At 71.0% G+C, this 20,293-nt stretch carries 22 protein-coding genes; 15 read left to right on the top strand and 7 right to left on the bottom strand.

The annotated features are described in order from the left end of the window. The coding region (locus tag VFH59_RS04985; RefSeq protein ID WP_325163782.1) for a class I SAM-dependent methyltransferase at positions 1-138 on the bottom strand (138 nt) is incomplete at its 3' end. Between the two features lie 262 nt (positions 139-400). On the opposite strand from VFH59_RS04985, the gene VFH59_RS04980 reads away from it, so the two are divergent. The 4 genes from VFH59_RS04980 to VFH59_RS04965 are packed head-to-tail and all read left to right on the top strand — an operon-like array spanning position 401 to position 4,227. After that, complete coding sequence (locus tag VFH59_RS04980; protein WP_325163781.1) at positions 401-898, top strand: MarR family winged helix-turn-helix transcriptional regulator; 498 nt, start codon at positions 401-403, stop codon at positions 896-898. A 16-nt stretch (positions 899-914) separates the two neighbouring features. After that, positions 915-3,011, top strand: coding sequence for an FUSC family protein (locus tag VFH59_RS04975; protein WP_325163780.1), 2,097 nt, complete (start codon positions 915-917; stop codon positions 3,009-3,011). Further along, the gene (locus VFH59_RS04970) at positions 3,001-3,201 is read left to right on the top strand and encodes a DUF1656 domain-containing protein (RefSeq protein WP_325163779.1); all 201 of its coding nucleotides are present in this window, start codon (positions 3,001-3,003) and stop codon (positions 3,199-3,201) included. The genes VFH59_RS04975 and VFH59_RS04970 overlap by 11 nt, the downstream gene beginning before the upstream one ends. Positions 3,202-3,225: 24 nt before the next feature. Continuing rightward, positions 3,226-4,227, top strand: coding sequence for an HlyD family secretion protein (locus tag VFH59_RS04965; protein ID WP_325163778.1), 1,002 nt, complete (start codon positions 3,226-3,228; stop codon positions 4,225-4,227). Between the two features lie 203 nt (positions 4,228-4,430). Here VFH59_RS04965 and VFH59_RS04960 read toward each other — a convergent pair whose 3' ends face one another. Together VFH59_RS04960 and VFH59_RS04955 are read right to left on the bottom strand one after the other, a co-directional pair. Continuing rightward, positions 4,431-5,027, bottom strand: a complete 597-nt coding sequence (locus VFH59_RS04960; protein ID WP_325163777.1) for a GNAT family protein — start codon at positions 5,025-5,027, stop codon at positions 4,431-4,433. Continuing rightward, on the bottom strand, positions 5,027-5,233 hold the full coding sequence (locus tag VFH59_RS04955) for a YdcH family protein (protein ID WP_325163776.1): 207 nt from the start codon (positions 5,231-5,233) through the stop codon (positions 5,027-5,029). Before VFH59_RS04955 ends, VFH59_RS04960 begins: the two co-directional genes overlap by 1 nt. An 82-nt stretch (positions 5,234-5,315) precedes the next feature. On the opposite strand from VFH59_RS04955, the gene ttcA reads away from it, so the two are divergent. The 7 genes from ttcA to VFH59_RS04920 all read left to right on the top strand — a co-directional run bounded on the left by ttcA (position 5,316) and on the right by VFH59_RS04920 (position 12,755). Further along, positions 5,316-6,209, top strand: a complete 894-nt coding sequence (ttcA, locus tag VFH59_RS04950) for a tRNA 2-thiocytidine(32) synthetase TtcA (RefSeq protein WP_325163775.1) — start codon at positions 5,316-5,318, stop codon at positions 6,207-6,209. A gap of 39 nt (positions 6,210-6,248) precedes the next feature. Beyond that, a complete protein-coding gene (locus tag VFH59_RS04945) occupies positions 6,249-7,448 on the top strand; it encodes an amino acid aminotransferase (RefSeq protein WP_325163774.1) in 1,200 nt (399 codons plus the stop codon). Between the two features lie 256 nt (positions 7,449-7,704). After that, a complete protein-coding gene (locus VFH59_RS04940) occupies positions 7,705-8,622 on the top strand; it encodes a recombination-associated protein RdgC (RefSeq protein ID WP_325163773.1) in 918 nt (305 codons plus the stop codon). Between the two features lie 274 nt (positions 8,623-8,896). Next, entirely contained in the window at positions 8,897-9,667 is a 771-nt protein-coding gene (locus tag VFH59_RS04935; RefSeq protein WP_325163772.1) for a M48 family metallopeptidase, read from the top strand. A 78-nt stretch (positions 9,668-9,745) separates the two neighbouring features. Beyond that, positions 9,746-10,180, top strand: coding sequence for a low molecular weight protein-tyrosine-phosphatase (locus VFH59_RS04930; protein ID WP_325163771.1), 435 nt, complete (start codon positions 9,746-9,748; stop codon positions 10,178-10,180). Positions 10,181-10,304: 124 nt separating this feature from the next. Beyond that, complete coding sequence (locus VFH59_RS04925) at positions 10,305-11,225, top strand: NAD-dependent epimerase/dehydratase family protein (protein WP_325163770.1); 921 nt, start codon at positions 10,305-10,307, stop codon at positions 11,223-11,225. 126 nt (positions 11,226-11,351) lie between these two features. Next, positions 11,352-12,755 (top strand): mannose-1-phosphate guanylyltransferase/mannose-6-phosphate isomerase, encoded by a 1,404-nt coding sequence (locus tag VFH59_RS04920; RefSeq protein ID WP_325163769.1) that lies wholly within the window; start codon positions 11,352-11,354, stop codon positions 12,753-12,755. 66 nt (positions 12,756-12,821) lie between these two features. On the opposite strand, the gene VFH59_RS04915 is transcribed toward VFH59_RS04920, so the two are convergent. Next, the gene (locus tag VFH59_RS04915) at positions 12,822-14,195 is read right to left on the bottom strand and encodes a M28 family metallopeptidase (protein ID WP_325163768.1); all 1,374 of its coding nucleotides are present in this window, start codon (positions 14,193-14,195) and stop codon (positions 12,822-12,824) included. Positions 14,196-14,412: 217 nt separating this feature from the next. Between VFH59_RS04915 and VFH59_RS04910 the strand changes: the two genes are divergently transcribed. From VFH59_RS04910 to VFH59_RS04895, 4 genes are all read left to right on the top strand, one after another. After that, complete coding sequence (locus VFH59_RS04910; protein ID WP_325163767.1) at positions 14,413-15,054, top strand: hypothetical protein; 642 nt, start codon at positions 14,413-14,415, stop codon at positions 15,052-15,054. 2 nt (positions 15,055-15,056) lie between these two features. Further along, on the top strand, positions 15,057-15,710 hold the full coding sequence (locus VFH59_RS04905) for a helix-turn-helix transcriptional regulator (RefSeq protein WP_325163766.1): 654 nt from the start codon (positions 15,057-15,059) through the stop codon (positions 15,708-15,710). Positions 15,711-15,801: 91 nt separating this feature from the next. Continuing rightward, complete coding sequence (locus VFH59_RS04900) at positions 15,802-16,167, top strand: DUF2946 domain-containing protein (protein ID WP_325163765.1); 366 nt, start codon at positions 15,802-15,804, stop codon at positions 16,165-16,167. Positions 16,168-16,308: 141 nt separating this feature from the next. After that, positions 16,309-17,301 (top strand): hypothetical protein, encoded by a 993-nt coding sequence (locus VFH59_RS04895; protein WP_325163764.1) that lies wholly within the window; start codon positions 16,309-16,311, stop codon positions 17,299-17,301. 42 nt (positions 17,302-17,343) lie between these two features. Here the strand turns inward: VFH59_RS04895 and VFH59_RS04890 are convergent, their stop codons facing one another. The 3 genes from VFH59_RS04890 to VFH59_RS04880 form a co-directional block, all read right to left on the bottom strand. Next, positions 17,344-18,108, bottom strand: a complete 765-nt coding sequence (locus VFH59_RS04890) for a slipin family protein (RefSeq protein ID WP_325163763.1) — start codon at positions 18,106-18,108, stop codon at positions 17,344-17,346. Between the two features lie 39 nt (positions 18,109-18,147). Next, positions 18,148-19,416, bottom strand: coding sequence for an NfeD family protein (locus tag VFH59_RS04885; protein WP_325163762.1), 1,269 nt, complete (start codon positions 19,414-19,416; stop codon positions 18,148-18,150). Positions 19,417-19,614: 198 nt separating this feature from the next. Next, on the bottom strand, positions 19,615-20,293 hold a 679-nt coding region (locus VFH59_RS04880), incomplete at its 5' end, for an ABC transporter permease (protein ID WP_325163761.1).

The raw sequence follows: 20,293 nt of genomic DNA, 5'->3' as shown, positions 1-20,293 counted from the left end.
CACGCCGAACGACATCAGGTCGTTCATCAGGTCGTAGCTGCGCGCGACCGAGGTGAATACCTGGCCGACGAGCTTCTGCTTCTCGGTGACCGGTACGTCGCGGAAACCGAAGTGGGTGGTGCGGGGCTGCTCGCTCATGGGCGGCAATGCTACAGCCTTTCGCTCTGCTGCCCTTGCGCCCCCTGCCCTGCGCAGAGAGGGCCGGGGCGAGGGGGCAAGGCTTGCGGCAAGGCCGGTCGAAGCCCGGATGCGCCCTTGCTCCTCGATCACCCATGGCGGGCGTCGAGGCGAGCCTCGGCTCCGCGCCCCAATGGCAGGGAAGGGCGGTGGCTTCCGGAGGCCCGGGCCGTTGCGCTATTTAATACATAAATATACTATAGCCGAAGCAGGTAACGTCCCCATGAGCAGCTTCCTCCCCACCGAAAAACGCCTCGCCGTCACCCGCCGGCGCCATCCCGCGTTCCCGCGCGGGTCGGCCGTGCTCGTGCGGCTGGTCAAGCACCTGCACAAGCGCGTCCATGACGAAGCCAATGCCGCGCTCAAACCGTTCGGCCTCAACCATCCGCAATACAACCTGCTGATGATGCTGTACGGCACCGACGGCGACGGGCTGAACCCCTCGCAGCTGGCCGAGGCGGCCGGCGAGAAGGCGGCCAACATCACGCGCCTTACCAACGAGCTGTGCGAGAAGGGCCTGATCGAACGCGCCGCCAGCGAGGACGATCGCCGCAAGCTGGTCCTGAGTCTCACGCCCGCCGGCCTGGCCCTGATCGAGCGCCTGCTTCCCTCGATCTGCGCGCTGCTGGACGAGCAGACCAGGGGACTGGCCGCGCCCGAACAGGCCGAGCTGGAGCGCCTGCTGAAGAAATTCCTCGACGGCTTCGACCGCCGCGCCTGAGGGTCCACCCGAAACCATGTCCGTCCCCTCAACCGCCATGTCGCCGCGCTGGCCCTGGCTGCGCGCGTTCCTCGCCGAGGAGTCGCGCGCCTGGCTGTTCGTCGCCAAGTCGTTGCTGGCGATGTACGCGGCCGCGTGGCTGGCGATGTGGCTCAAACTGGAGCAGCCCTCGACCAGCATGATCACCGTGGCGGTGGTGATGCACCCGCACAGCGGCATGGTGCTGGCCAAGAGTTTCTACCGCGCACTGGGTACGCTCGCCGGCAGCCTGTTCGGGCTGGCGCTGATCGCGTGGTTCCCGCAGCAGCGCGAGCTGTTCTTCCTCACGCTTTCGGCGTGGCTGGCACTGTGCGCGGGCGGCGCCACGCTGTACCGCAACTTCATGGCCTACGGCTTCGTGCTGGCCGGGTATACCGCCGCCATCGTCACGCTGCCGGCGGTGGGCAACCCCCTGCACAGCTTCGACTCGGCGGTGATGCGCGTGAGCGAGGTATGGCTGGGCATCCTGGTCGCCGCGGTGGCCAGCGACCTGCTGCTGCCGCAGCGGTTGCGCGTGGTGCTGCGGCAGAGCGCACGCAGCCAATTCGCGCAGTTCATCGACTTCGTGCGCGAGAGCGCCGGCGGCGCGCTGCCGCGCGCGCGGATGGAGCAGGCGCACCTGGTGTCCGTGCGTGCCGCCGTGCACCTGGAAGACCTGCGCGCCTCGGTGATCTTCGAGGATCCGGAAGTGCGCACCCGCAGCGCGCGCATGCGCCTGCTCAACCAGCGCTACATGGCCGCGGCGACCAGCTTCCAGTCGCTGCACCACCTGATCAACCGGCTGCAGCGGCGTGGCCGCGAGACGGTGGCGCAGGCGTTGATCGAGGCGTATCGGCCGATCGGCGAGGCGCTGTCGCTGCCGCCAGCGGAGCAGCACGATCCGGCGCGGCTGACCCGTTGCCTGCGTACCTGCGTCGAGGCGTTGCCGGCCCAGATCGCGGCGCTGCGCGAGCGCTTCGCCGAACCGGCAGCGCAGCTGGAATTCGACACCGGCGCCTCGCTGGTCCAGCGCTTCGCCGATGAACTGGCCGACTTCACTTCGGTGGAGGCCTCGCTGCGTGCCGGCAGCCTGCGCGGCAGCGTCGAGCGCGTGCACTTCCGCCGCGGCAACGACCGCGCCGGTGCCGCGGTGGCGGTACTGCGCACCTTCCTCACCATGCTGGTACTGGCGGCCTTCTGGCTGGCCAGCGGCTGGGCCTTCGGCGGTAGCGCGATGCTGCTGGCGACGATCTTCGCCGGCTTGCTGGCCGCCTCGCCCAACCCCGTCGCCGCGGCCACGCGCACGCTGTACGGCTACGCCGGCGGGATGGCCGCCGGCTTCCTGGCGGTGTTCGCGCTGCTGCCCGGGAGCGAGGGCTTCGCGATGCTGATCTGCGCCACCGCGGGGCTGCTGCTGATCGGGCCCTACCTGGCCACGCGCGACACGCTGCCCGGCGTCGGCGCCGGCTACACGCTCGGCTTCGTCTACATCCTGGCGTTGAAGAATCCGATGGTCTACGACCCGGTGCATTTCCTCAATGACGCCATCGCGCAGATCGCGGGGCTGGGCCTGTCCGGTGTCGCCTTCATGGTGATGCCCGGGGTCACCGGCACGCGGTGGCAGCGCCGGCGGCAGCTTCGCCTGTTGCGCGAACAGGTCACGCTGGCGGCGAGCGCGCCGCTGCAGGGGCTGGCCTGGCGCTTCGAGAGCGTCAGCCGCGACCTGCTGCAGCAGGTGGTGGCACACACCCGGCCGGACAGCGACGAATCCCGGCACCTGCTGGCCTGGTCGCTGGCGGTGCAGGAGAGCGGTCGTGCCGTGATCGAACTGCGCCAGGACCTGAGCGGCAACGAGCTGCCCGCCGCCGCGCGCGTCGCCGCCGTGGCCGCACTGGATGCGGTGGCCGCGCTCTATCGCGCGCCCGATGCGGCGCGCTGGCAGGCTGCCGATGCGTCCGTGCTGGCGGCGATCTACGCCGCGCCGCGCGGCGCCGCCGTGCGCCGGCACCTCTACCAGCTGCGCAGCGCGCTGCGCGACGAGGAATCCCCCCTGGCCTCCTACATGCCCGCGCCGGAGACCGCCCATGCCGCCTGAAATCGAGTTCTACGGCGTGCTGATGCCCGGCCTGCTGCCGGTCTTCCTGCTGAGCTTCGCGGTGATGGTGCTGCTGGACCTGGCCATCGGCCGGGCAGGCCTGTACCGGCACCTGTGGCATCCCTCGCTGTTCCGCTTCGCCCTGTTCGTCTGTCTGTTCGGCGCCGCCGGACTGCTGCTGATCCGCTGACCCCCGCTTCTCCTGAAACCCCCCATGAAAGCTGCCTCGTTGCTTCGATTCCTGATCACCGCCGCCGTGGTGGTGCTCGCCGTGCTGCTCGGCCACGCGCTGTGGAAGCACTACCTGTACGCGCCGTGGACACGCGACGGCCGCGTGCGGGCCGACGTGGTGCGGGTGGCGCCGGACGTGTCCGGGCTGGTCGGCCGGGTGGCGGTGGCCGACAACCAGTACGTGCACAAGGGCGAGCTGCTGTTCGTGATCGACCAGGCGCGCTTCCGCAACGCGGTGGCGCAGGCCCAGGCCAACCTGGCCGCGGCCGAGGCCGGCGCGCGTGCCGCCGGCGCCAACATCGCCGCGGCACTGGCCAGTGCCCAGGCGCGGCAGGCCGAGTACCGCATGTACGCCGAACAGGCGCAGCGGCGCCAGCAGATCGGCGACGTGATATCGAAGGAAGCGCGCACCGACGCCGCCGCCACCGCCAGCGCGGCCCGCGCGAGCTGGCAGCAGGCCCGGGCCGGCGGCCACCAGGCCAACGCCGCGCGCGAGCAGGCCGCGGCTGCGGTCGAGCAGGCGCAGGTGGCGCTCGACCGTGCGCAGCTGGACCTGCAGCGCACCGAAGTGCGTGCGCCGGTCGACGGCTACGTCACCAATCTCGCCGTGCGGGTCGGCGACTACGCCGCCACCGGCACGCCGCGGCTGGCGCTGATCGATGCGCACAGCTACTACCTGTACGGCTACTTCGAGGAAACCAAGCTGCCCCAACTGCGCGTGGGCGATCCGGTCGACGTGCGCCTGATGGCCGGCGGCGTGCACCTGGACGGCACCATCACCGGCATCGCGCACGGCATCACCGATCGCGACAACCCCGCCGGCGGCGACCTGCTGGCGGACGTCAATCCGACCTTCAACTGGGTGCGGCTGGCGCAGCGCGTGCCGGTGCGCATCGCGATCGACACCTCCCGCCTGCCGCCGGGGACGGTGCTGGCGGCGGGAATGACCGCGACCGTCGAAGTGCATCCACGCGGGGCGCGCTAGGACGTCCCGGGCGAGCCCCGACCCCTCACCCCAACCCTCTCCCCGGAGGGGGCCAAGGCGGAGGCTTTGCGCGACCCGGCTCTTTCTCCCCTCCGGGGCCAAGTCGGAGGGCTTCGCGCAGCCCAGCTCCCTCTCCCCTCCGGAGAGAGGATTGGGGTGAGGGGACAAGGCTTGCGAACGACTTCGGGCGAAGCGGAGTCCCGTCAGCTGGACGAAGCCAGCCGCGCCAGCCGCAGTTCCAGCCAGCGCTTCACGTCCGGCCACTCGCGATCGAGGATCGAATAACACACCGTGTCGCGCAGGCTGCCGTCCGGCCGCCGCTTGTGCGCGCGCAGCACGCCCTCGCGCTGCGCGCCCAGCCGCTCGATCGCCCGCTGCGAATCGAGGTTGCGCCCGTCGGTGTGGAACTCGACCGCCACGCATCCCTGCCGCTCGAACGCGTGCGCCAGCAGCAGCCTCTTGCAGGCCGTGTTGAGATGGCTCTTCTGCCACCGCCTGGCGTACCAGGTGTAGCCAATGGCCATGCGTCGAGGGTCCTCGACGATGTCGTAGAAGCGCGTCGTGCCGACCAGTTCGCCGGTGCTGCGCTCGCGGATCGCGAAGGGCAGCATGCGGCCCTCGCGCTGCCCGGCCAGCGCCTTCTCCACGTAGGCAGTCATGTCGCCCGGCGCCGGCACCGAGGTGAACCACAGGCGCCACAGCTCGCCATCGGCCGCGGCGGCTTCCAGCGCGGCGACGTGCTCGCTGCTGAGCGGTTCGAGGACGACATGCGCGTCCTCCAGCACGGCGGATGTCGGCATCAGGCGTCCAGGTCGGGGATCATCTTGCTCTCCAGCCGCGTGATGGCGTCCTTGAGCAGCAGCTTGCGCTTCTTCAGTCGCGTCAGCTGCAGTTCGTCCCGGGCCGGATGGGTGGCCATGTGGCTGATCGCCGCGTCCAGGTCGCGGTGCTCCTGGCGCAACTCGGCCAGGCGGCGGGCGATCTGGATGGGATCCTGGACCTGCATGGCGGACGCGACGGGGTGGGCGGAAGGGGCCCACAGTGTAACGCCGCCGGGCGATGCCGGCGGGCAGGGTACAATGGCGCCCATGCCCACCGTTCTTTCCGACCTCCGTGCCGACCGCAAGCGGGCCCACGAGGCCGTGCGGCTGGCCAAGCGGCTGCGCCACCAGGTCGGCCAGGCGATCGCCGATTTCCAGATGATCGAGGACGGCGACCGCGTCATGGTCTGCCTGTCCGGCGGCAAGGATTCCTACACGCTGCTGGACCTGCTGCTGTCGCTCAAGGCCAGGGCGCCGGTGCGCTTCGACCTGATCGCGGTGAACCTGGACCAGAAGCAGCCCGGCTTTCCCACCCACGTACTGCCGGACTACCTTGCCGGGCGCGGCGTGCCGTTCCACATCATCGAGCAGGACACCTACAGCACGGTCACCCGCGTGATCCCCGAGGGCAGGACCATGTGCAGCCTGTGCTCGCGGCTGCGGCGCGGCGCGCTGTACCGCTGGGCGGCGGAAAACGGCATCACGCGCATCGCGCTGGGCCACCACCGCGACGACATCCTGGCCACGTTCTTCCTCAACCTGTTCCATGGCGCGAGCCTCAAGGCGATGCCGCCCAAGCTGCTCTCGGACGATGGCCGCCACGTGGTGATCCGGCCGCTGGCGTACTGCCGCGAAACGGACATTGCCGAGTACGCGCGCGAGCGCAGCTTCCCGATCATCCCGTGCAACCTGTGCGGCTCGCAGGAGAACCTGCAGCGCAAGGCGATCGGCCGCATGCTCGAGGAGTGGGACAACCACCATCCCGGCCGCTGCGAGACCATCTTCCGCGCACTGGGCAACGTCGCGCCTTCGCAGCTGGCCGACCGCCACCTGTTCGATTTCGCCGCGCTGGGCGCGCGCGACGGTGCCGGTCGCGCCGACGCGCACGGCTGGCTGGCCGGCGCGGCGTCGAGCGCGGCTCCGGTCGACGACGACGCCTGATGTCCATTTTCCTGTCCACTTTCCAACGCGAGTCTTCCAGTGTCCCTTTTTGCTTCCGTTGAAATGGCCCCGGGCGATCCGATCCTCGGCCTTACCGAGGCCTACCTGGCCGACCAGCGCCCGCACAAGGTCAATCTTGGCGTGGGCATCTATGTCGACGAGCAAGGCCATATCCCGCTGCTGCGCGCGGTGCGGGAAGTCGAGCAATCGCTCGCGGCGCAGGCCAAGTCGCGCGGCTACCTGCCGATCGACGGCCTGGCGTCCTACGACCTGCTGACCCAGGAGCTGCTGTTCGGCGACGATGCGCCGCTGCTGGAGGCCGGCCGCGTGGCGACGGCGCAGACCATCGGCGGCAGCGGTGCGCTGCGCGTGGGCGCGGATCTGCTCAAGAAGGTGCTGCCGACCGCGCGCATCGCGATCAGCAGCCCGAGCTGGGAGAACCATCGCGTGGTGTTCGGCAACGCCGGCTTCGAAATCGTCGACTACCGCTACTACGACGCCGCGACGCATGGCCTGGACTTCGCCGGCATGCTGGAGGACCTGGGCAAGCTCGAGCCCGGCACCGTGGTGCTGCTGCACGCCTGCTGCCACAACCCCACCGGCGTGGACCTCGACGCACAGCAGTGGCAGCAGGTGGTCGACCTGGTCAAGGCGCGCGGCCTGCTGCCGTTCATCGACATCGCCTACCAGGGCTTCGACGAAGGCATCGACGCCGACGCTACCGCGATCCGGCTGTTCGCCGCCTCCGGCATCGAGGCGTTCGTGGTCGCCAGCTCCTACTCGAAGTCGTTCTCGCTGTACGGCGAGCGGGTGGGCGCGCTGTCGATGGTCGGCGCCGACCGTGACGAGGCCGCGCGGCTGCGCGCGAAGATCAAGCAGACCATCCGCGCCAACTACTCCAGCCCCGCCACCCACGGGGGCGCGCTGGTCGCCGGTGTGCTCGGCAGCCCCGAGCTGCGCGCGATGTGGGAGGCGGAGCTGGCGAGCATGCGCGAGCGCATCCATGCGATGCGCGCCGGCATGGTCGAGAAGCTGGCCGCCCACGGCGCGCCGCAGTTCGGCTTCATCCAGCAGCAGGCCGGGATGTTCTCCTACTCGGGCCTGTCCCGCGCACAGGTCGACCGCCTGCGCGAGGAGTACGGCATCTACGCGCTTTCCACCGGCCGCATCTGCGTGGCGGCGCTCAACCGCGGCAACCTCGACTACGTGGCGGAGGCCGTGGCGGCGGTGAGCCGCTAGTCTCTGGAACCCCGCAAGGCCCTTCGACTTCGCTGCGCTACGCTCAGGGCGAACGGTTTCCATTCCACCGTTCGCCCTGAGCACACGCCCACGGAGCCCAAGTCGAAGGGCCTGGAAAATATCCGTTCGCCCTGAGCGTAAGCCCGCATGGCTGAAGTCGAAGGGCCACAAAATAACCGTTCGCCCTGAGCGTAGGCCCGCAGGGCCGAAGTCGAAGGGCAGCCCCTTCAGCGCGAAACCCCCAACCGGATCCCGCATGTTCTTCCGCAATCTGACCCTGTTCCGCTTCTCCCCCGCCGTCGCCGAAGACCTCTCCCGCCTGGACGAAGCACTCGGCGAGCACCGCCTGCGCCCATGCGGTCCGCTCGAGTTGTTCACCAAGGGCTTCGTGCCGCCGATCGGCCGCGGCGAGGAAGCCGCGCTCACCCACGCGGTCAAGCACTGCACCTGGGTTTCCGTCGGCGGCGAGGACAAGCTGCTGCCGGCCGCCGTGGTCAACGACGAACTGCACCGCCGCGTGCAGAAGATCGCCGAAGAGGAAGGCCGCAAGGTCGGCGGGCGCGAGCGCAAACGCATGAAGGAGGACCTGCTCAACGAGCTGCTGCCGCGCGCCTTCGTGCGCAGCTCGCGCATGTCCGCCTACGTCGACCGCCAGCACGGCTGGCTGGTGCTGGACACTTCCAGCCGCAAGTCGGCCGAGAACGCGCTGACCCAGATCCGCGAGGCCCTCGGCAGCTTCCCCGCGGTGCCGCTGGCGCCGGAGGAGGGTCCGCGCGTGCTGATGACCGACTGGCTCGCCAACGGCACGCTGCCGGCAGGCCTCACCCTCGGCGACGAGGTCGAGCTGCGCGACCCGGGCAGCAACACCGGCGCGATCGCCCGCTGCCGCCGGCAGGACCTGGAGAGCGAGGAGATCAAGGAGCACCTGCGCAACGGCAAGCAGGTGTTCCAGCTCGGGCTGGTCTTCGATGACCGCCTGAGCTTCGTGCTTGGCGAAGATCTGGTGCTGCGCAAGCTCAAGCTGCTGGACGTGGTGACCGACGAACTGGCCGACAGCGCCCCCGACGCCGCCGCCGAGCTCGACGCCCGCTTCGCCCTGTTCACGCTGGAGCTGGAGCGCCTGCTGGGCAAGCTGGAAGAGTGGTTCGGCCTGCCGCGCCCCAAGGACGCCTGACACTTGTGTTCCCTCTCCCCACCGGGGGGGAGGGCTGGAGCGAGGGGCTGCCCTGGCGGGGGACTCGATCCAGAACCAGGCTTTTCCAGGGAATCCCCCGCGAGCCCCGGCCCCTCATCCGACCCTTCGGGTCACCTTCTCCCTGGGGGAGAAGGAACGAGGGCGAACCGTCAACGCCACGTGAACGACCGCCCGGAACCGCCGCCCGGCGCCCTCCAACCCTTTCCTCACACCCCCCGTTGCAAGGTTATGCTCTACCCACGGGCTCGGGATCATGGCAGCAGAACTCCAAGGCGACTGGCTGGAACTGGCGACGGCAAGCGGCAGCACCATCCGCGTGCTCAAGGCCGCGCATCCACGCGCACGGCGCCTGCGTCTGACGGTCACCCCGAAGGGCGCCCGGGTGTCCTATCCCAACGGCACCCATCCCTCCCAGGTCAGCGCCTTCCTGCGCAGCCACGCCGACTGGCTCGAGAAGAAGCTCGATGAGCTCAACCTGATCGTCAAGCCGCTGCCGGCGCTGCGCGTCGGGCACGCGACCGAATTCCCGTTGCGCGGCGAGATCGCCCTGCTGGACTGGGCCGAGGGCCCCTATCCGAAGGTGGAATCGTTCGACGGCGGCCTGACCCTGGTGATTCCGCGGCCACACTCCCGCGCCCTGCCGGTCGCGCGCGGCCTGCTCGCCTCGCACTTCGAGGCGCAGATGCGCCGCGACGTCTCGCGCTGGATGGCCGGCTACGTCCCGCAACTGGGCCTGGCGCCGACCTCGCTGCGCATCCGGCCGATGAAGAGCCTGTGGGGCAGCCTGGACACGCGTGACCGCATCAATCTCGACCTGGCGCTGGCGCTGGCCCCGCCGGCCGCGCTGCGTTACGTGCTGGCGCACGAGCTGTGCCACCTCAAGGTGCGCAGCCACGCGCCGCGCTTCTGGGCGCTGGTCGCCACCTTGTTCCCGAACTGGCGCGAGCAGCGCGATTGGCTGCGCGTCAACGGCGCCAGCCTGAAGGCGGAACTGGACCGCCTGGTCGCCGACGTCGCCGACTAGCCGCCGTTGCGGCTACCCTTGGGGGCGCGTCGCGCCCGGGCGCGACGCGCTTCCCTTCGCCGCCGGATCGCAGAGGCCGTGTTCGACAAGGTTCTGATCGTTTGCATCGGCAACATCTGCCGCAGCCCGACGGCGGAATACCTGCTGCGCGACCGGCTGCGCGGGCGCGCCACCACGGTCGGTTCGGCCGGGCTGGCCGCGCTCGAGGGCAAGCCGATCGACCCGCTGGCGGGCGCCCTGCTGGCCGAGCACGGCATCGACGCCTCCGCGCACCGCGCGAGGCAGCTCGACGGGGACGCGATCCTCGCGGCCGACCTCATCCTGGTGATGCAGCGGGCCCACCTGGCCAGCCTCGCCAGGTACTCGCCGCATGCGGTGGGCCGCGCCTTCCTGCTCGGCAAGTGGCAGGGCGACCGCGAGGTTCCCGATCCCTACCGCAAGGACCGCGACGCCTTCGAACGCGCCTATCGGCTGATCGAAGCGGGCGTCGCTGCCTGGCAGCAGCATCTTTAGGCTTGGAAGGTCCCGCGCGCTCCGGCTGCCCTGCGCAGGCGCGGCGGGTGCAGAATAGGGACTGGCCGCTGCCCCGGGCGCCCCTGGACCCGGCAGGCGGGCATCAACTTCAAGGGGTGGGGCCATGGACCTGGATGCACGTATTCTCGTGACCGGGCAATGCGGCTGGGTCGGCGGCGCGGTCATGCGCCGCCTGTGGGCTGCCGGTTTCGACCATATCCGCTGGCTCGGGCCCGACGAGGTGGACCTGGCCCGGGCGGCGTCGGTGGACGCGTTCTTCCAGCGCCATCGGCCCGACTACGTGTTCCTCACCGCGGCACGCGAAGGCGCCGCCGGCGAGGTCGGCCAGGGCGAGTCGACCCGCCGCAGCCTGGCGGTGCAGGCAAACGTGATCCATGCGGCGTGGCGGTCGGGCGTGCGCAAGCTGTGCTTCCTGGCATCCTCGAGCATCCACCCCGCGGGGGCACTGCCCCCGCTGCGCGAGGGCGCGCTGCTGGCCGCGGCGATCGCGCCCGGCCAGAACGGGGACGTGCTCGCGCAGCTCGCCGGCATCCGCATGTGCCAGGCCTACCGGCGACAGTACCGTTTCGATGCGATCGGGGTGGTGCCGGCCGAGCTCTACGGGTCGGGTGACGGTCCCGGTGCCCGGGCCGGTGCGTTGCCGGCGCTGCTTCGGCGCCTGCACGAGGCGCAGGCGGAGGGCTTGCCGGAGCTGGCGGTCGAGGCGGTGCCGGCGCGGGCCTGGCTGCAGGTGGACGATTTCGCCGATGCGGCCCTGTTCCTGATGCGTCGCTACAGCAGCGACGTGCCGGTCAATGTCGATGGCGAGGAGGAAGTCGCCTTCGCGGACCTGGCACGGATCGCGGCCGAGGCGGTTGGCTACCGGGGGCGGCTGGTGCACCCCGCGCGCACCACCCCGCCCCCGCGTCCCATGCCCGAAGGTGTGCGGCTCAACGGCATGGGCTGGGCGCCCTGCATGCCCTTGCGCGAAGGGATCGGGCAGATGTGCGCTCGGTTCCTGCAGGGCGCGGGGGTGCCTGCGTAGGCGCCGCACCCGCAACTACAATGCACGATGAGGTCCTCGGCGGCGTCGCCCTCTGCACTGAGAAGCGAGGCGCGCCTGGCCAGGCTACGCCTGCCGCCTGGTGGGGCAGGCTCGATGGAGAAGTGGATGGTTCCGGTGATTCTTTCTGGCGGCTCGGGGACGCGCCTGTGGCCGCTGTCGCGCGAGTCGTATCCGAAGCAGTTCCTGCCGCTGGCCGGCACGGACACCATGCTGCAGGCGACCTGGCTGCGCATTGCGCCGCTGGCCTCGGCCGCGCCGCTGGTGGTGGCCAACGAGGAGCACCGCTTCATGGTCGCCGAGCAATTGCGCCAGGCCGGCTGCGTGCCTTCGGCGATCCTGCTGGAGCCGGTCGGACGCAACACCGCGCCGGCCATCGCGGTGGCCGCGCTGCAGGCCAGGCGCGAGGGTGCCGATCCGCTGCTGCTGGTGCTGCCTTCGGACCATGTGATCCGCGACGCGGCCGCGTTCCAGGCGGCCGTGCGCCGTGCCGAGCCGGCCGCGGCGCAGGGGCGGCTGGTCACCTTCGGAATCGTGCCGGACGGGCCGGAGACCGGCTACGGCTACATCCGCGCCGGCGCCGGGATCGGCGAGGGCGTGCGCCAGGTGGCGCAGTTCGTGGAAAAGCCGGACGCCGCCACGGCGCAGCAGTACGTCGCCTCGGGCGAGTACTTCTGGAACAGCGGCATGTTCCTGTTCCGTGCGTCCGTTTTCCTGGCCGAGCTGGCACGCCAGCAACCGGCCATGCTCGCCGCCTGCCGCGATGCGATCGAGGGCGCCTCGCGCGATGCCGACTTCGTGCGCCTGGACAAGGCCGCCTTCGCCGCCTGTCCGTCCGATTCGATCGATTACGCGGTGATGGAGCATACCGATGCGGCCGCGGTGCTCCCGGTCGACGTCGGCTGGAACGACGTCGGCAGCTGGTCTGCGCTCTGGGAAGTGGCCGAGCAGGATGGCAACGGCAACGCCCACCACGGCGACGTCGTGGCACAGGACTGCCGCAACACCCTGGCCTGGGGCGAGGGCCGGCTGCTCGCCCTGCTCGGGCTGGAGGACGTCGTGGTGGTGGACACCGCCGATGCGGTGCTGGTCGCGCACAAGGACCGCGTGCAGGACGTCAAGGGCATCGTCGCCCGGCTCAAGGCCGAAGGCCGCGGCGAGCCGGCCAGCCACCGCAAGGTGTACCGCCCGTGGGGCAGCTACGACTCGATCGACGTCGGCGAGCGCTTCCAGGTCAAGCGCATCACCGTCAAGCCGGGAGCGTCGCTCAGCCTGCAGATGCACCACCACCGCGCCGAGCACTGGGTGGTGGTCAGCGGCACCGGCCGGATCACCCGCGGCGAGGAGGTGCTCACGCTCTCGGAGAACCAGAGCACCTACATCCCGCTGGGCGTGAAGCACCGGCTGGAAAATCCCGGGCGGCTGCCGCTGGAGCTGATCGAGGTGCAGTCCGGCAGCTACCTCGGCGAAGACGACATCGTGCGCTTCGAGGATGCCTACGGGCGCGGCTGAGGCACGCCCGCAGCGCGCCCGGTCCGGTCGGGGAGGGCGCCGCGCCCTCCCCGCGGCGGCACCGGGTCAGTGCCGCTCGTCCACCGGCGGCGAGCGCTCGAAGCTGCCCGCGTCGCCCGGAAACACCACCGGGCTGGCGTAGCCGTCGGCCGACACCGCGGACACACCGAAGAACAGGTCGTCGATCACCACGTCCTTCAGCACCGCATGGTCGACGTCGCCCACCGCGCGCGCGTGCTGCCACTGCGACGCCGTGGTGTCACGCCAGTGCACGCGGTAGCCGGCGGCGCCGGGCACCTTGTGCCAGCTCACCGTGGTGTCCGTGGCGAGCGCGCCCTCGGTCTCCACGCCGCTCGGCGGCGCCGGCGCGCGGCTGAGCGTGGCCATGGTGACGGTGTTCAGCGCGGTGACGCGGGCTAGATAACGGAAGTCGATGCCGTCGATGGTGTCGCCGTAGCCGGGGCGCAGGTCCTGGTGCTGGCGCGTGTAGTCCTCGTGGCCCTCGCTCACGCGCACCGCCGGGAAGCCGGCCTGCAGGAACGGCACCTGGTCGCCGCCGCGCCCGAAGCGGTCGGTGCGATAGACCATGTGCACGTCGAAATCGGGCAGGTAGGTATCGGCCAGGCGGTCCATGTAGCGCGCCAGGTTGCGCGAGGGCGAATCGACCTCGCCGCCGTGGTAGCGGCGATAGGCCGCCTGCTTGAGCGTCTCGTTGCTCTTGGTGCCTTCGGAGAACACGCGCACCACGGTGTTGTCGCGCACGCCGTTCTGGCCGCGGCTGTTGCCGACGATGTCGTTGTTGAGGTCGGCCTCCACGCGCCAGCCGTGCGCGACCGCGTAGTCGGCCAAGACCTTGCCGCCGTACAGGCCCTGCTCCTCGCCGGACAGCGCGGCGAACACCAGGGTGGCGCGGTTGTCCTGCTTCGACAGCAGCCGCGCCGCCTCGATCAGCGCGGCCACCCCGGAGGCGTCGTCGTTGGCGCCGGGGGCGTCGTGGGTGGCATCCATGATGTCGGTGACGCGGGAGTCCAAGTGCCCGGTCATCACGACCACGCGGTCCGGGTCGCTGCTGCCGCGCTTGATCGCCACCACGTCCATCACCTCGACCGGCTTGGGCGCGCGCTCGCCGGTGAACGTCTGCGACGGCGTGACGATCTCCAGGCAGCCGCCGCAATCGCGGCTGATCCGTTCGAAGCGTGCCTTCACCCAGCGCCGCGCCGCACCGATGCCGCGCGTGTCCGAGCGGGTATCGGACAGGGTGTGGCGCGTACCGAAGCCGACCAGCGCGGTGATCGTGGCGCGCAACTCCGCCTCGCTGGGGGCACTGGCCAGGACATGCAGTTCGGGGTGCTCGACCGGCTGGGCCGGCAGCTCGGCGGCCATGCCGGCGGTGGCGAAGGGGAGCAGGGTGGAAAGCAGCAGGCGGTGACGGAAGGGCATGGGCAGGGGTCCGCGGGAAAAGGCCTACCTTACCGCCGCGACACACTGCCGGCAGCGCCGTGCCGCGGCGTGCGCCCATGCCGGCGCACGCCGGAGCCCGGGCGCGGCGCGACCAGGCCAGATGGCATAGGCTTTACACATATATCCCTTGCGCGTAGGCCCGGTCCGCCCAGACTGCCGCCGTCGCACCCGCGACGGCCTTCTGGAGAACCCCACCATGAAACCTGCCCACTGCCTGTACGCCTGCATCCTCGCCGCCGCCTTCGCCGCGGCGGTCCCCGTGAGCGCCGCGCCGGCGGACACCCCGATGTCCGCCGTGCCCGCCGCGCCCCGGCTCGACGCCGCCCTGCGCGCGCTCTGGCACGGTCACGTCGTCCACACGCGCGACTACGCGCTCGCCGTGCACGCCGGCGACACCGCCCGGGCCACGGCCGCGGCCGCTGCGGTGGCCGCCAATGCCAGGCAGATCGCCGGCGCGGTCGGCGGCTTCTACGGCAAGCCGGCCGGCGCGCGCATGCTCGAGCTGCTTGCCGGCCACTGGGGCGCCGTCAAGGCACTGACCGATGCGCGTGCCGCCAACGATGATGCTGCCGCGCACAAGGCCCTGGCCACCCTGCAGTCCAATGCCGGCGAGATCGCCCGGTTCCTGGCCGCCGCCAACCCCAACCTGCCAGAGCACGCGCTGCGGGGCCTGCTGGCCACCCATGTGGCCCACCATGCCACGCAGATCCAGCAGATCATGGGCGGCGACACGTGGGGCGAGCAGTCCACCTGGCAGGCCATGCAGGCGCACATGGACACGCTTTCCGACGCGCTGGCGTCGGCGATCGCCCGGCAGTTCCCGGCCAGGGCCGCCTGAGCATGAGCACGCTCGCCCGGCTCGGGACCACCCAGCAGCGCCTGCTGCGCCAGTTGCTGATGGCGCCGGAGGGTTGCTCGGTCGAACAGCTGTGCGAGCGCCTGCACATCAGCCACAACGCCGTGCGCCAGCACCTCGGCGCCCTGCTCGCGCGCGACTACATCGAGCGCGGGCAGGCGCGGCCCAGCGGCGGCCGGCCACTGGCGCGCTTTCGCCTGACCGAGGCGGGGCGCGCGCTGTTCCCGCGCAACTACGGCTTGCTGGGCAGCGCGCTGCTGTCGCAGCTGCGCGAGCGCTACGGGAGCGCCGAACTGGAGGAACTCCTGCGCCAGCTCGGCGCCGAACTTGGCCGCCAGGAAGTGGCGCCCTCGCCGCAGGCACCGGCCGACGAGGTCGCCCGGTGGCTGGCGGAACGGCTGGACCAGCTGGGCTACGAAGCGGTGGCTGCGCGGCATGGCCCGGAGCAGCAGGTCGAGGCCTTCAACTGCGTCTTCCATGCGCTCGCGCGCAGCGTCCCGCAGGTCTGCCGGTTCGACCTGGCCTACATGGAGGCAGCCAGTGGACGGCGCATTCACCACATGGAATGCATCGTGCGTGGTGGTCATGTGTGCCGTTTCCGCATCGGCACCCCGCTGGGCGCGCCGCACGAGGACTGAGCGGGGCGTGGCACCGTGCCACATCGGTGGTGGCAGGCACGCATGGGACCATGCGCACCGCGCTGGACGCTCCTGACTTCATGGGCTGAGGATGAGACGCTCGCACACGCATCGGTGGATCGGTTGGCTGGGGATGCTTGCCATCGCCCTGACCGTCGCCATGCCGGTGATTTCGCGTCTGTTGCCCGTGCCGGTCGCGCCCATGGGCATGACCGGCATGGCCGCGCTCGACCACCACGGCGGCCGCCATGATCCGCCCGGCGCGCCGACGACCACACGTTGCGGTTACTGCGACCTGCTCGGGCACATGCCCGTGCTGCTCGGCGTGGCCAGCCTGCCGGTCCTGTCGCCGCTGCCGCCGGCCCGCTCGGGCGGCGCGCTTCCCGCGCCGCGCCAGACCGGGCGCCCGGTGCTGGCCGCCGCGCCCCGGGGGCCGCCGGGCGACCTGCCCGTCTGACCGCCGCGCGCCGGGCTTTCGTCGCGCACCACCGGCAAGGCTGACGACCGCGCGGGCGATGCCCCCGCTCGTCGCTGGCTGCCGATTCCCTTTCAACGGCGGGCGCGCCGAGCGCGCCGGCCGACGCCAGGATGGTTTCCCATGCAAGCAACTCCCCGTTTCACCTTCCCTCGCCGGCGCCTTGCGCGGACCCCGCTGCTGCTGACGATCGCCGCGCTGGGCGTGGCTCCGGCCATCGCCAGTGCCTGTTCCACCTGCGGCTGCTCGCTCAATTCGGACTGGTCCAGCCAGGGCTACGCGACCACCCGCGGCTGGCATCTGGGCCTGCGCCAGGACTACTTCGACCAGTCCCAGCTCTACCACGGCACCGACCGGGTCGGCCTGGGCGCGTTCTCGTTCCCCGCCGACGAGGAGGTGCAGGTCAAGACGATCAACCGCAACACCCTGCTCAATGCCGACTACAACCTGTCCCGCTACTGGGGCCTGTCGTTCCAGCTGCCCTACGAGAGCCGCTACCACCAGACGATCGCCGAGGGCGACACCGCGGTGTCGACCTCCGACGCCAAGGGCATCGGTGACCTGCGCGTGGTGGCGCGCTACCAGGGACTGAGTCCGGACGCGGGGCTCGGCCTTCAGTTCGGCCTGAAGCTGGCGACCGGGCGCTTCCGCCAGACCTTCGCCGCCGGCCCGCAGGCCGGCGAGCTGCTCGACCGCGGCCTGCAGTTGGGCACCGGCACCACCGATGCGTTGCTCGGTGCCTACAAGTTCGGTTTCCTGGGCCAGTCGGTCGGCTATTTCGCGCAGGCGATGGTGGAGGTGCCGCTGAACGCGCGTGGCGGCTTCCGCCCCGGCAATTCGATAAACGCCAACTTCGGTCTGCGCTACCTGAATGCGGGGCGCTTCACCCCGCAGCTGCAGATCAACCTGCACAGCGAGCGGCGCGAAAGCGGCAGCGAGGCCGACCGGCCCAACAGCGGCGCCACCTATGCCTACATCAGCCCGGGCCTGGGAGTGAAGCTCAGTCGCCGGCTGGACGTCTACGCGTTCGTCCAGTTGCCGGTCTGGCAGCGGGTGAACGGGCTGCAGCTGGAACCGCGGCGGCTGTGGTCGCTGGGCCTGCTGTACCGGCTCTAGCGGCGTACGGCGGCGAGGCCGGCGTCGGCGGCCCCGCCGCCCTCAGTCGCCGGGCCCGGCCGGCCGCGCGTCGAGCAGCGGCCGGACCAGGTCGAGTGGCAGCGGGAAGACCACGGTGGAGGACTTGCCGCCGGTGGCCATGTCCGCCAGCGTCTGCAGGTAGCGCAGCTGCAATGCCTGCGGCTGCTGCGCCAGCATCGCCGCCGCGTCGCGCAGCTTCTCCGCCGCCTGCAGCTCGCCTTCGGCGTGGATCACCTTGGCGCGCCGCTCGCGCTCGGCCTCGGCCTGGCGGGCGATCGCGCGCACCATCGTCTCATTGAGGTCGACGTCCTTGATCTCGACCGTGGCCACCTTGATGCCCCACGGATCGGTTGCAAGGTCGAGGATCACCTGCAGCGTCTGGTTGATCGACTCGCGTTGCGACAGGATCTCGTCCAGCTCGTGCTGGCCGAGCACCGAGCGCAGCCGCGTCTGCGCCAGCTGGCTGGTCGCCTGCAGGAAGTTCTCCACCTGCAGCACCGACTTGTCCGGCTCCACCACGCGGAAATACACCACCGCGTTGACCCGTACCGACACGTTGTCGCGCGAGATCACATCCTGCGGCGGCACGTCCAGCACCGTGGTGCGCAGATCCACGCGGAACATCCGCTGCACCACCGGCACCAGCAGCACCAGCCCGGGGCCTTTGGTGTCGGTGTAGCGCCCCAGCGTGAGCACCACCCCGCGCTGGTATTCGGGCAGGACCTTGACCGAGGCGAACAGCAGCAGCACCGCGAGCACCACCAACACACCGATGAATCCGAACATGGCGTCCTCCGTGGATGGGGGCCTGACGCGTGACGCGCGTCAGGCCGGTTCGACCCAGAGCAGCAAGCCTTCGCGCCGTACCACGCGCACCATCGCGCCGGCCGGCAGGGGGGCATCGCAACGCACGCGCCAGCGCTCGCCGCGCGCCAGTGCCCAGCCCTCGCCCGCGACATCGAGCGGTTCCAGCAGTACCGCCAACTCCGCCGTCATGGCCGGATCGCCGAGGCGCCGCGACGGCCGCCGCGAGCGCAGCACCAGCCAGGCCAGGGCCGCCAGCGACAGGCCCGCGGCCAGCGCGATGCCGGCGATCACGCCCAGGTTCACGCCGTAGCCGGGTACCGCCTCGTTCATCAGCATCACCGAGCCGATGACGAAGGCGACCAGCCCGCCGGCGCCGAGCGCACCGATCGTGGGGTTGATCGCCTCGGCCGCGAGCAGGCCCAGGCCAAGCGCCATCAGCGCCAGCCCGGCGTAGTTCACCGGCAGCAGCTGCAACGCGTAGAGGCCGACCAGCAGGCAGATGCCGCCGGCGATGCCGGGCAGCAATGTGCCGGGATGCAGGGCTTCCAGTACCAGCCCGTAGATGCCGGCGAGCAGCAGCAGGTATGCGACGGTCGGCTCGGTGATGACGCCGAGGAAGCGGGTGCGCGCACCCGGCGGATAGTCCCGCACCGTGGCGCCGCGCAGGTGCAGCGTGACGCGCCGGTCGCCCACCCGCACCTCGCGGCCGTCGGACCTGGCCAGAAGATCCGCCACGTCGGCGGCGACGAAGTCGATCACCTGCCGCCGTGCCGCCTCGGCGGCGGTGAGCGTGGCTGCGCCGCGGACCGCCTGTTCGGGCCATGCGGCGTTGCGCCCGCGCAGCTGAGCCAGCGCACGCAGGTAGGCGATCGCGTCGTTCGTGACCTTGGCCGCCTCGGCGTCCTGCTCCGCCGCCGCCGGCCGTTGCGTCGAGCCGGCCGCGCCGGGGCCCGGGGGCGGCAGCGTGGTGTGTCCGCCGAGCTGCACCGGGGTGGCGGCGCCCACATGCGTGGCCGGCGCCATCGCCGCGACCTGGCCCGCGTAGAGGATGTAGGTGCCCGCCGAGGCCGCCCGCGCACCGGCCGGGGCGACGAACACCAGCACGGGGACCTTGCTCGCGAGCATGCGGGCGATGATCTGGCGCATCGCCTCGGCCAGGCCGCCGGGGGTGTCCAGCCGCAGCACGATCGCCGCCGCCCCGTCGGCGCCGGCCCGCCGCATGGCGTCATCCACGTACTCGGCGGCGGCGGGGCCGATCGGTCCGGCCAGCGTCAGCTGCGCCACCATCGGCGGTGCCCGGTTCCGCGGCGCCGGTTCCACGGCGCACCCCGGCCAGGCCGCCGCCAGGCAGACCATCGCAGCCCATCGCCGCCAGCGCACCATGGCCCGACCTCCGCCGGAACCCCGATGCCTCCACTCTACGCCGCGGCGGGTCAACGCGGCGCAGCCGCCCTCACTGCGGCGGCGTGGGCCGCGCCCGGGGGCTCAGGAACGCAGGCCGACGCCGCGCTTGAGCAGCTGCAGGGCCACTACCGACAGTCCCGCCACGAAACCCAGCATCACCACGAAGGCCACCCGGATGTCCACGTCGCTGATGCCGAGCACGCCGAAGCGGAACGCGTTGACCATGTACAGGATCGGGTTGGCGCGCGAGATCGCCTGCCACGGCTCGCCCAGCATGTTGACCGAATAGAACACGCCGCCGAGGTAGGTCAGCGGGGTCAGCACGAAGGTCGGCACGAGCGCGATGTCGTCGAACTTCTTGGCGTAGACCGCGTTGACGAAGCCGGCCAGCGAGAAGATCGTCGCGCCCAGCAGCACCGAGAAGAAGGTGACCAGCGGGTGCGCGATGTGCAGCGAGGTGAAGATCAGCGCGATCATCAGCACCAGCGCGCCGACCACCAGTCCGCGCGTCACCGCGCCGGTGACGTAGCCGAGAAGGATTACCCAGTTGGGCATCGGCGAGACCAGCATCTCCTCCACCGCGCGGCTGAACTTGGCGCCGAAGAACGAGCTGGAGATGTTGCCGTAGCTGTTGGTGATGATGCTCATCATCACCAGTCCCGGCACGATGTACTGCATGTAGCTGAAGCCGCCCTGGATCGTGCCGATGCGGCTGCCGATCAGCTTGCCGAAGATCACGAAATACAGCGTCATGGTGATC

Origin of the sequence: Frateuria sp. (assembly GCF_035695185.1) — a bacterium.
Classification (GTDB): Bacteria; Pseudomonadota; Gammaproteobacteria; order Xanthomonadales; family Rhodanobacteraceae; genus Frateuria_A.
Note: the sequence above shows the minus strand (reverse complement) of the source record. Positions and strands in the feature narration are given on the sequence as shown.

What these genes read in the sequence shown, in the direction of transcription:
- VFH59_RS04960 (WP_325163777.1), bottom strand. Translation starts at nt 5,027, where the DNA reads ATGCCGACATCCGCCGTGCTGGAGGACGCGCATGTCGTCCTCGAACCG.
- VFH59_RS04965 (WP_325163778.1), top strand. Translation starts at nt 3,226, where the DNA reads ATGAAAGCTGCCTCGTTGCTTCGATTCCTGATCACCGCCGCCGTGGTG.
- VFH59_RS04920 (WP_325163769.1), top strand. Translation starts at nt 11,352, where the DNA reads ATGGTTCCGGTGATTCTTTCTGGCGGCTCGGGGACGCGCCTGTGGCCG.
- VFH59_RS04905 (WP_325163766.1), top strand. Translation starts at nt 15,057, where the DNA reads ATGAGCACGCTCGCCCGGCTCGGGACCACCCAGCAGCGCCTGCTGCGC.
- VFH59_RS04970 (WP_325163779.1), top strand. Translation starts at nt 3,001, where the DNA reads ATGCCGCCTGAAATCGAGTTCTACGGCGTGCTGATGCCCGGCCTGCTG.
- VFH59_RS04980 (WP_325163781.1), top strand. Translation starts at nt 401, where the DNA reads ATGAGCAGCTTCCTCCCCACCGAAAAACGCCTCGCCGTCACCCGCCGG.
- VFH59_RS04955 (WP_325163776.1), bottom strand. Translation starts at nt 5,233, where the DNA reads ATGCAGGTCCAGGATCCCATCCAGATCGCCCGCCGCCTGGCCGAGTTG.
- VFH59_RS04890 (WP_325163763.1), bottom strand. Translation starts at nt 18,108, where the DNA reads ATGTTCGGATTCATCGGTGTGTTGGTGGTGCTCGCGGTGCTGCTGCTG.
- ttcA (WP_325163775.1), top strand. Translation starts at nt 5,316, where the DNA reads ATGCCCACCGTTCTTTCCGACCTCCGTGCCGACCGCAAGCGGGCCCAC.
- VFH59_RS04925 (WP_325163770.1), top strand. Translation starts at nt 10,305, where the DNA reads ATGGACCTGGATGCACGTATTCTCGTGACCGGGCAATGCGGCTGGGTC.
- VFH59_RS04915 (WP_325163768.1), bottom strand. Translation starts at nt 14,195, where the DNA reads ATGCCCTTCCGTCACCGCCTGCTGCTTTCCACCCTGCTCCCCTTCGCC.
- VFH59_RS04885 (WP_325163762.1), bottom strand. Translation starts at nt 19,416, where the DNA reads ATGGTGGCGCAGCTGACGCTGGCCGGACCGATCGGCCCCGCCGCCGCC.
- VFH59_RS04935 (WP_325163772.1), top strand. Translation starts at nt 8,897, where the DNA reads ATGGCAGCAGAACTCCAAGGCGACTGGCTGGAACTGGCGACGGCAAGC.
- VFH59_RS04895 (WP_325163764.1), top strand. Translation starts at nt 16,309, where the DNA reads ATGCAAGCAACTCCCCGTTTCACCTTCCCTCGCCGGCGCCTTGCGCGG.
- VFH59_RS04910 (WP_325163767.1), top strand. Translation starts at nt 14,413, where the DNA reads ATGAAACCTGCCCACTGCCTGTACGCCTGCATCCTCGCCGCCGCCTTC.
- VFH59_RS04900 (WP_325163765.1), top strand. Translation starts at nt 15,802, where the DNA reads ATGAGACGCTCGCACACGCATCGGTGGATCGGTTGGCTGGGGATGCTT.
- VFH59_RS04975 (WP_325163780.1), top strand. Translation starts at nt 915, where the DNA reads ATGTCCGTCCCCTCAACCGCCATGTCGCCGCGCTGGCCCTGGCTGCGC.
- VFH59_RS04940 (WP_325163773.1), top strand. Translation starts at nt 7,705, where the DNA reads ATGTTCTTCCGCAATCTGACCCTGTTCCGCTTCTCCCCCGCCGTCGCC.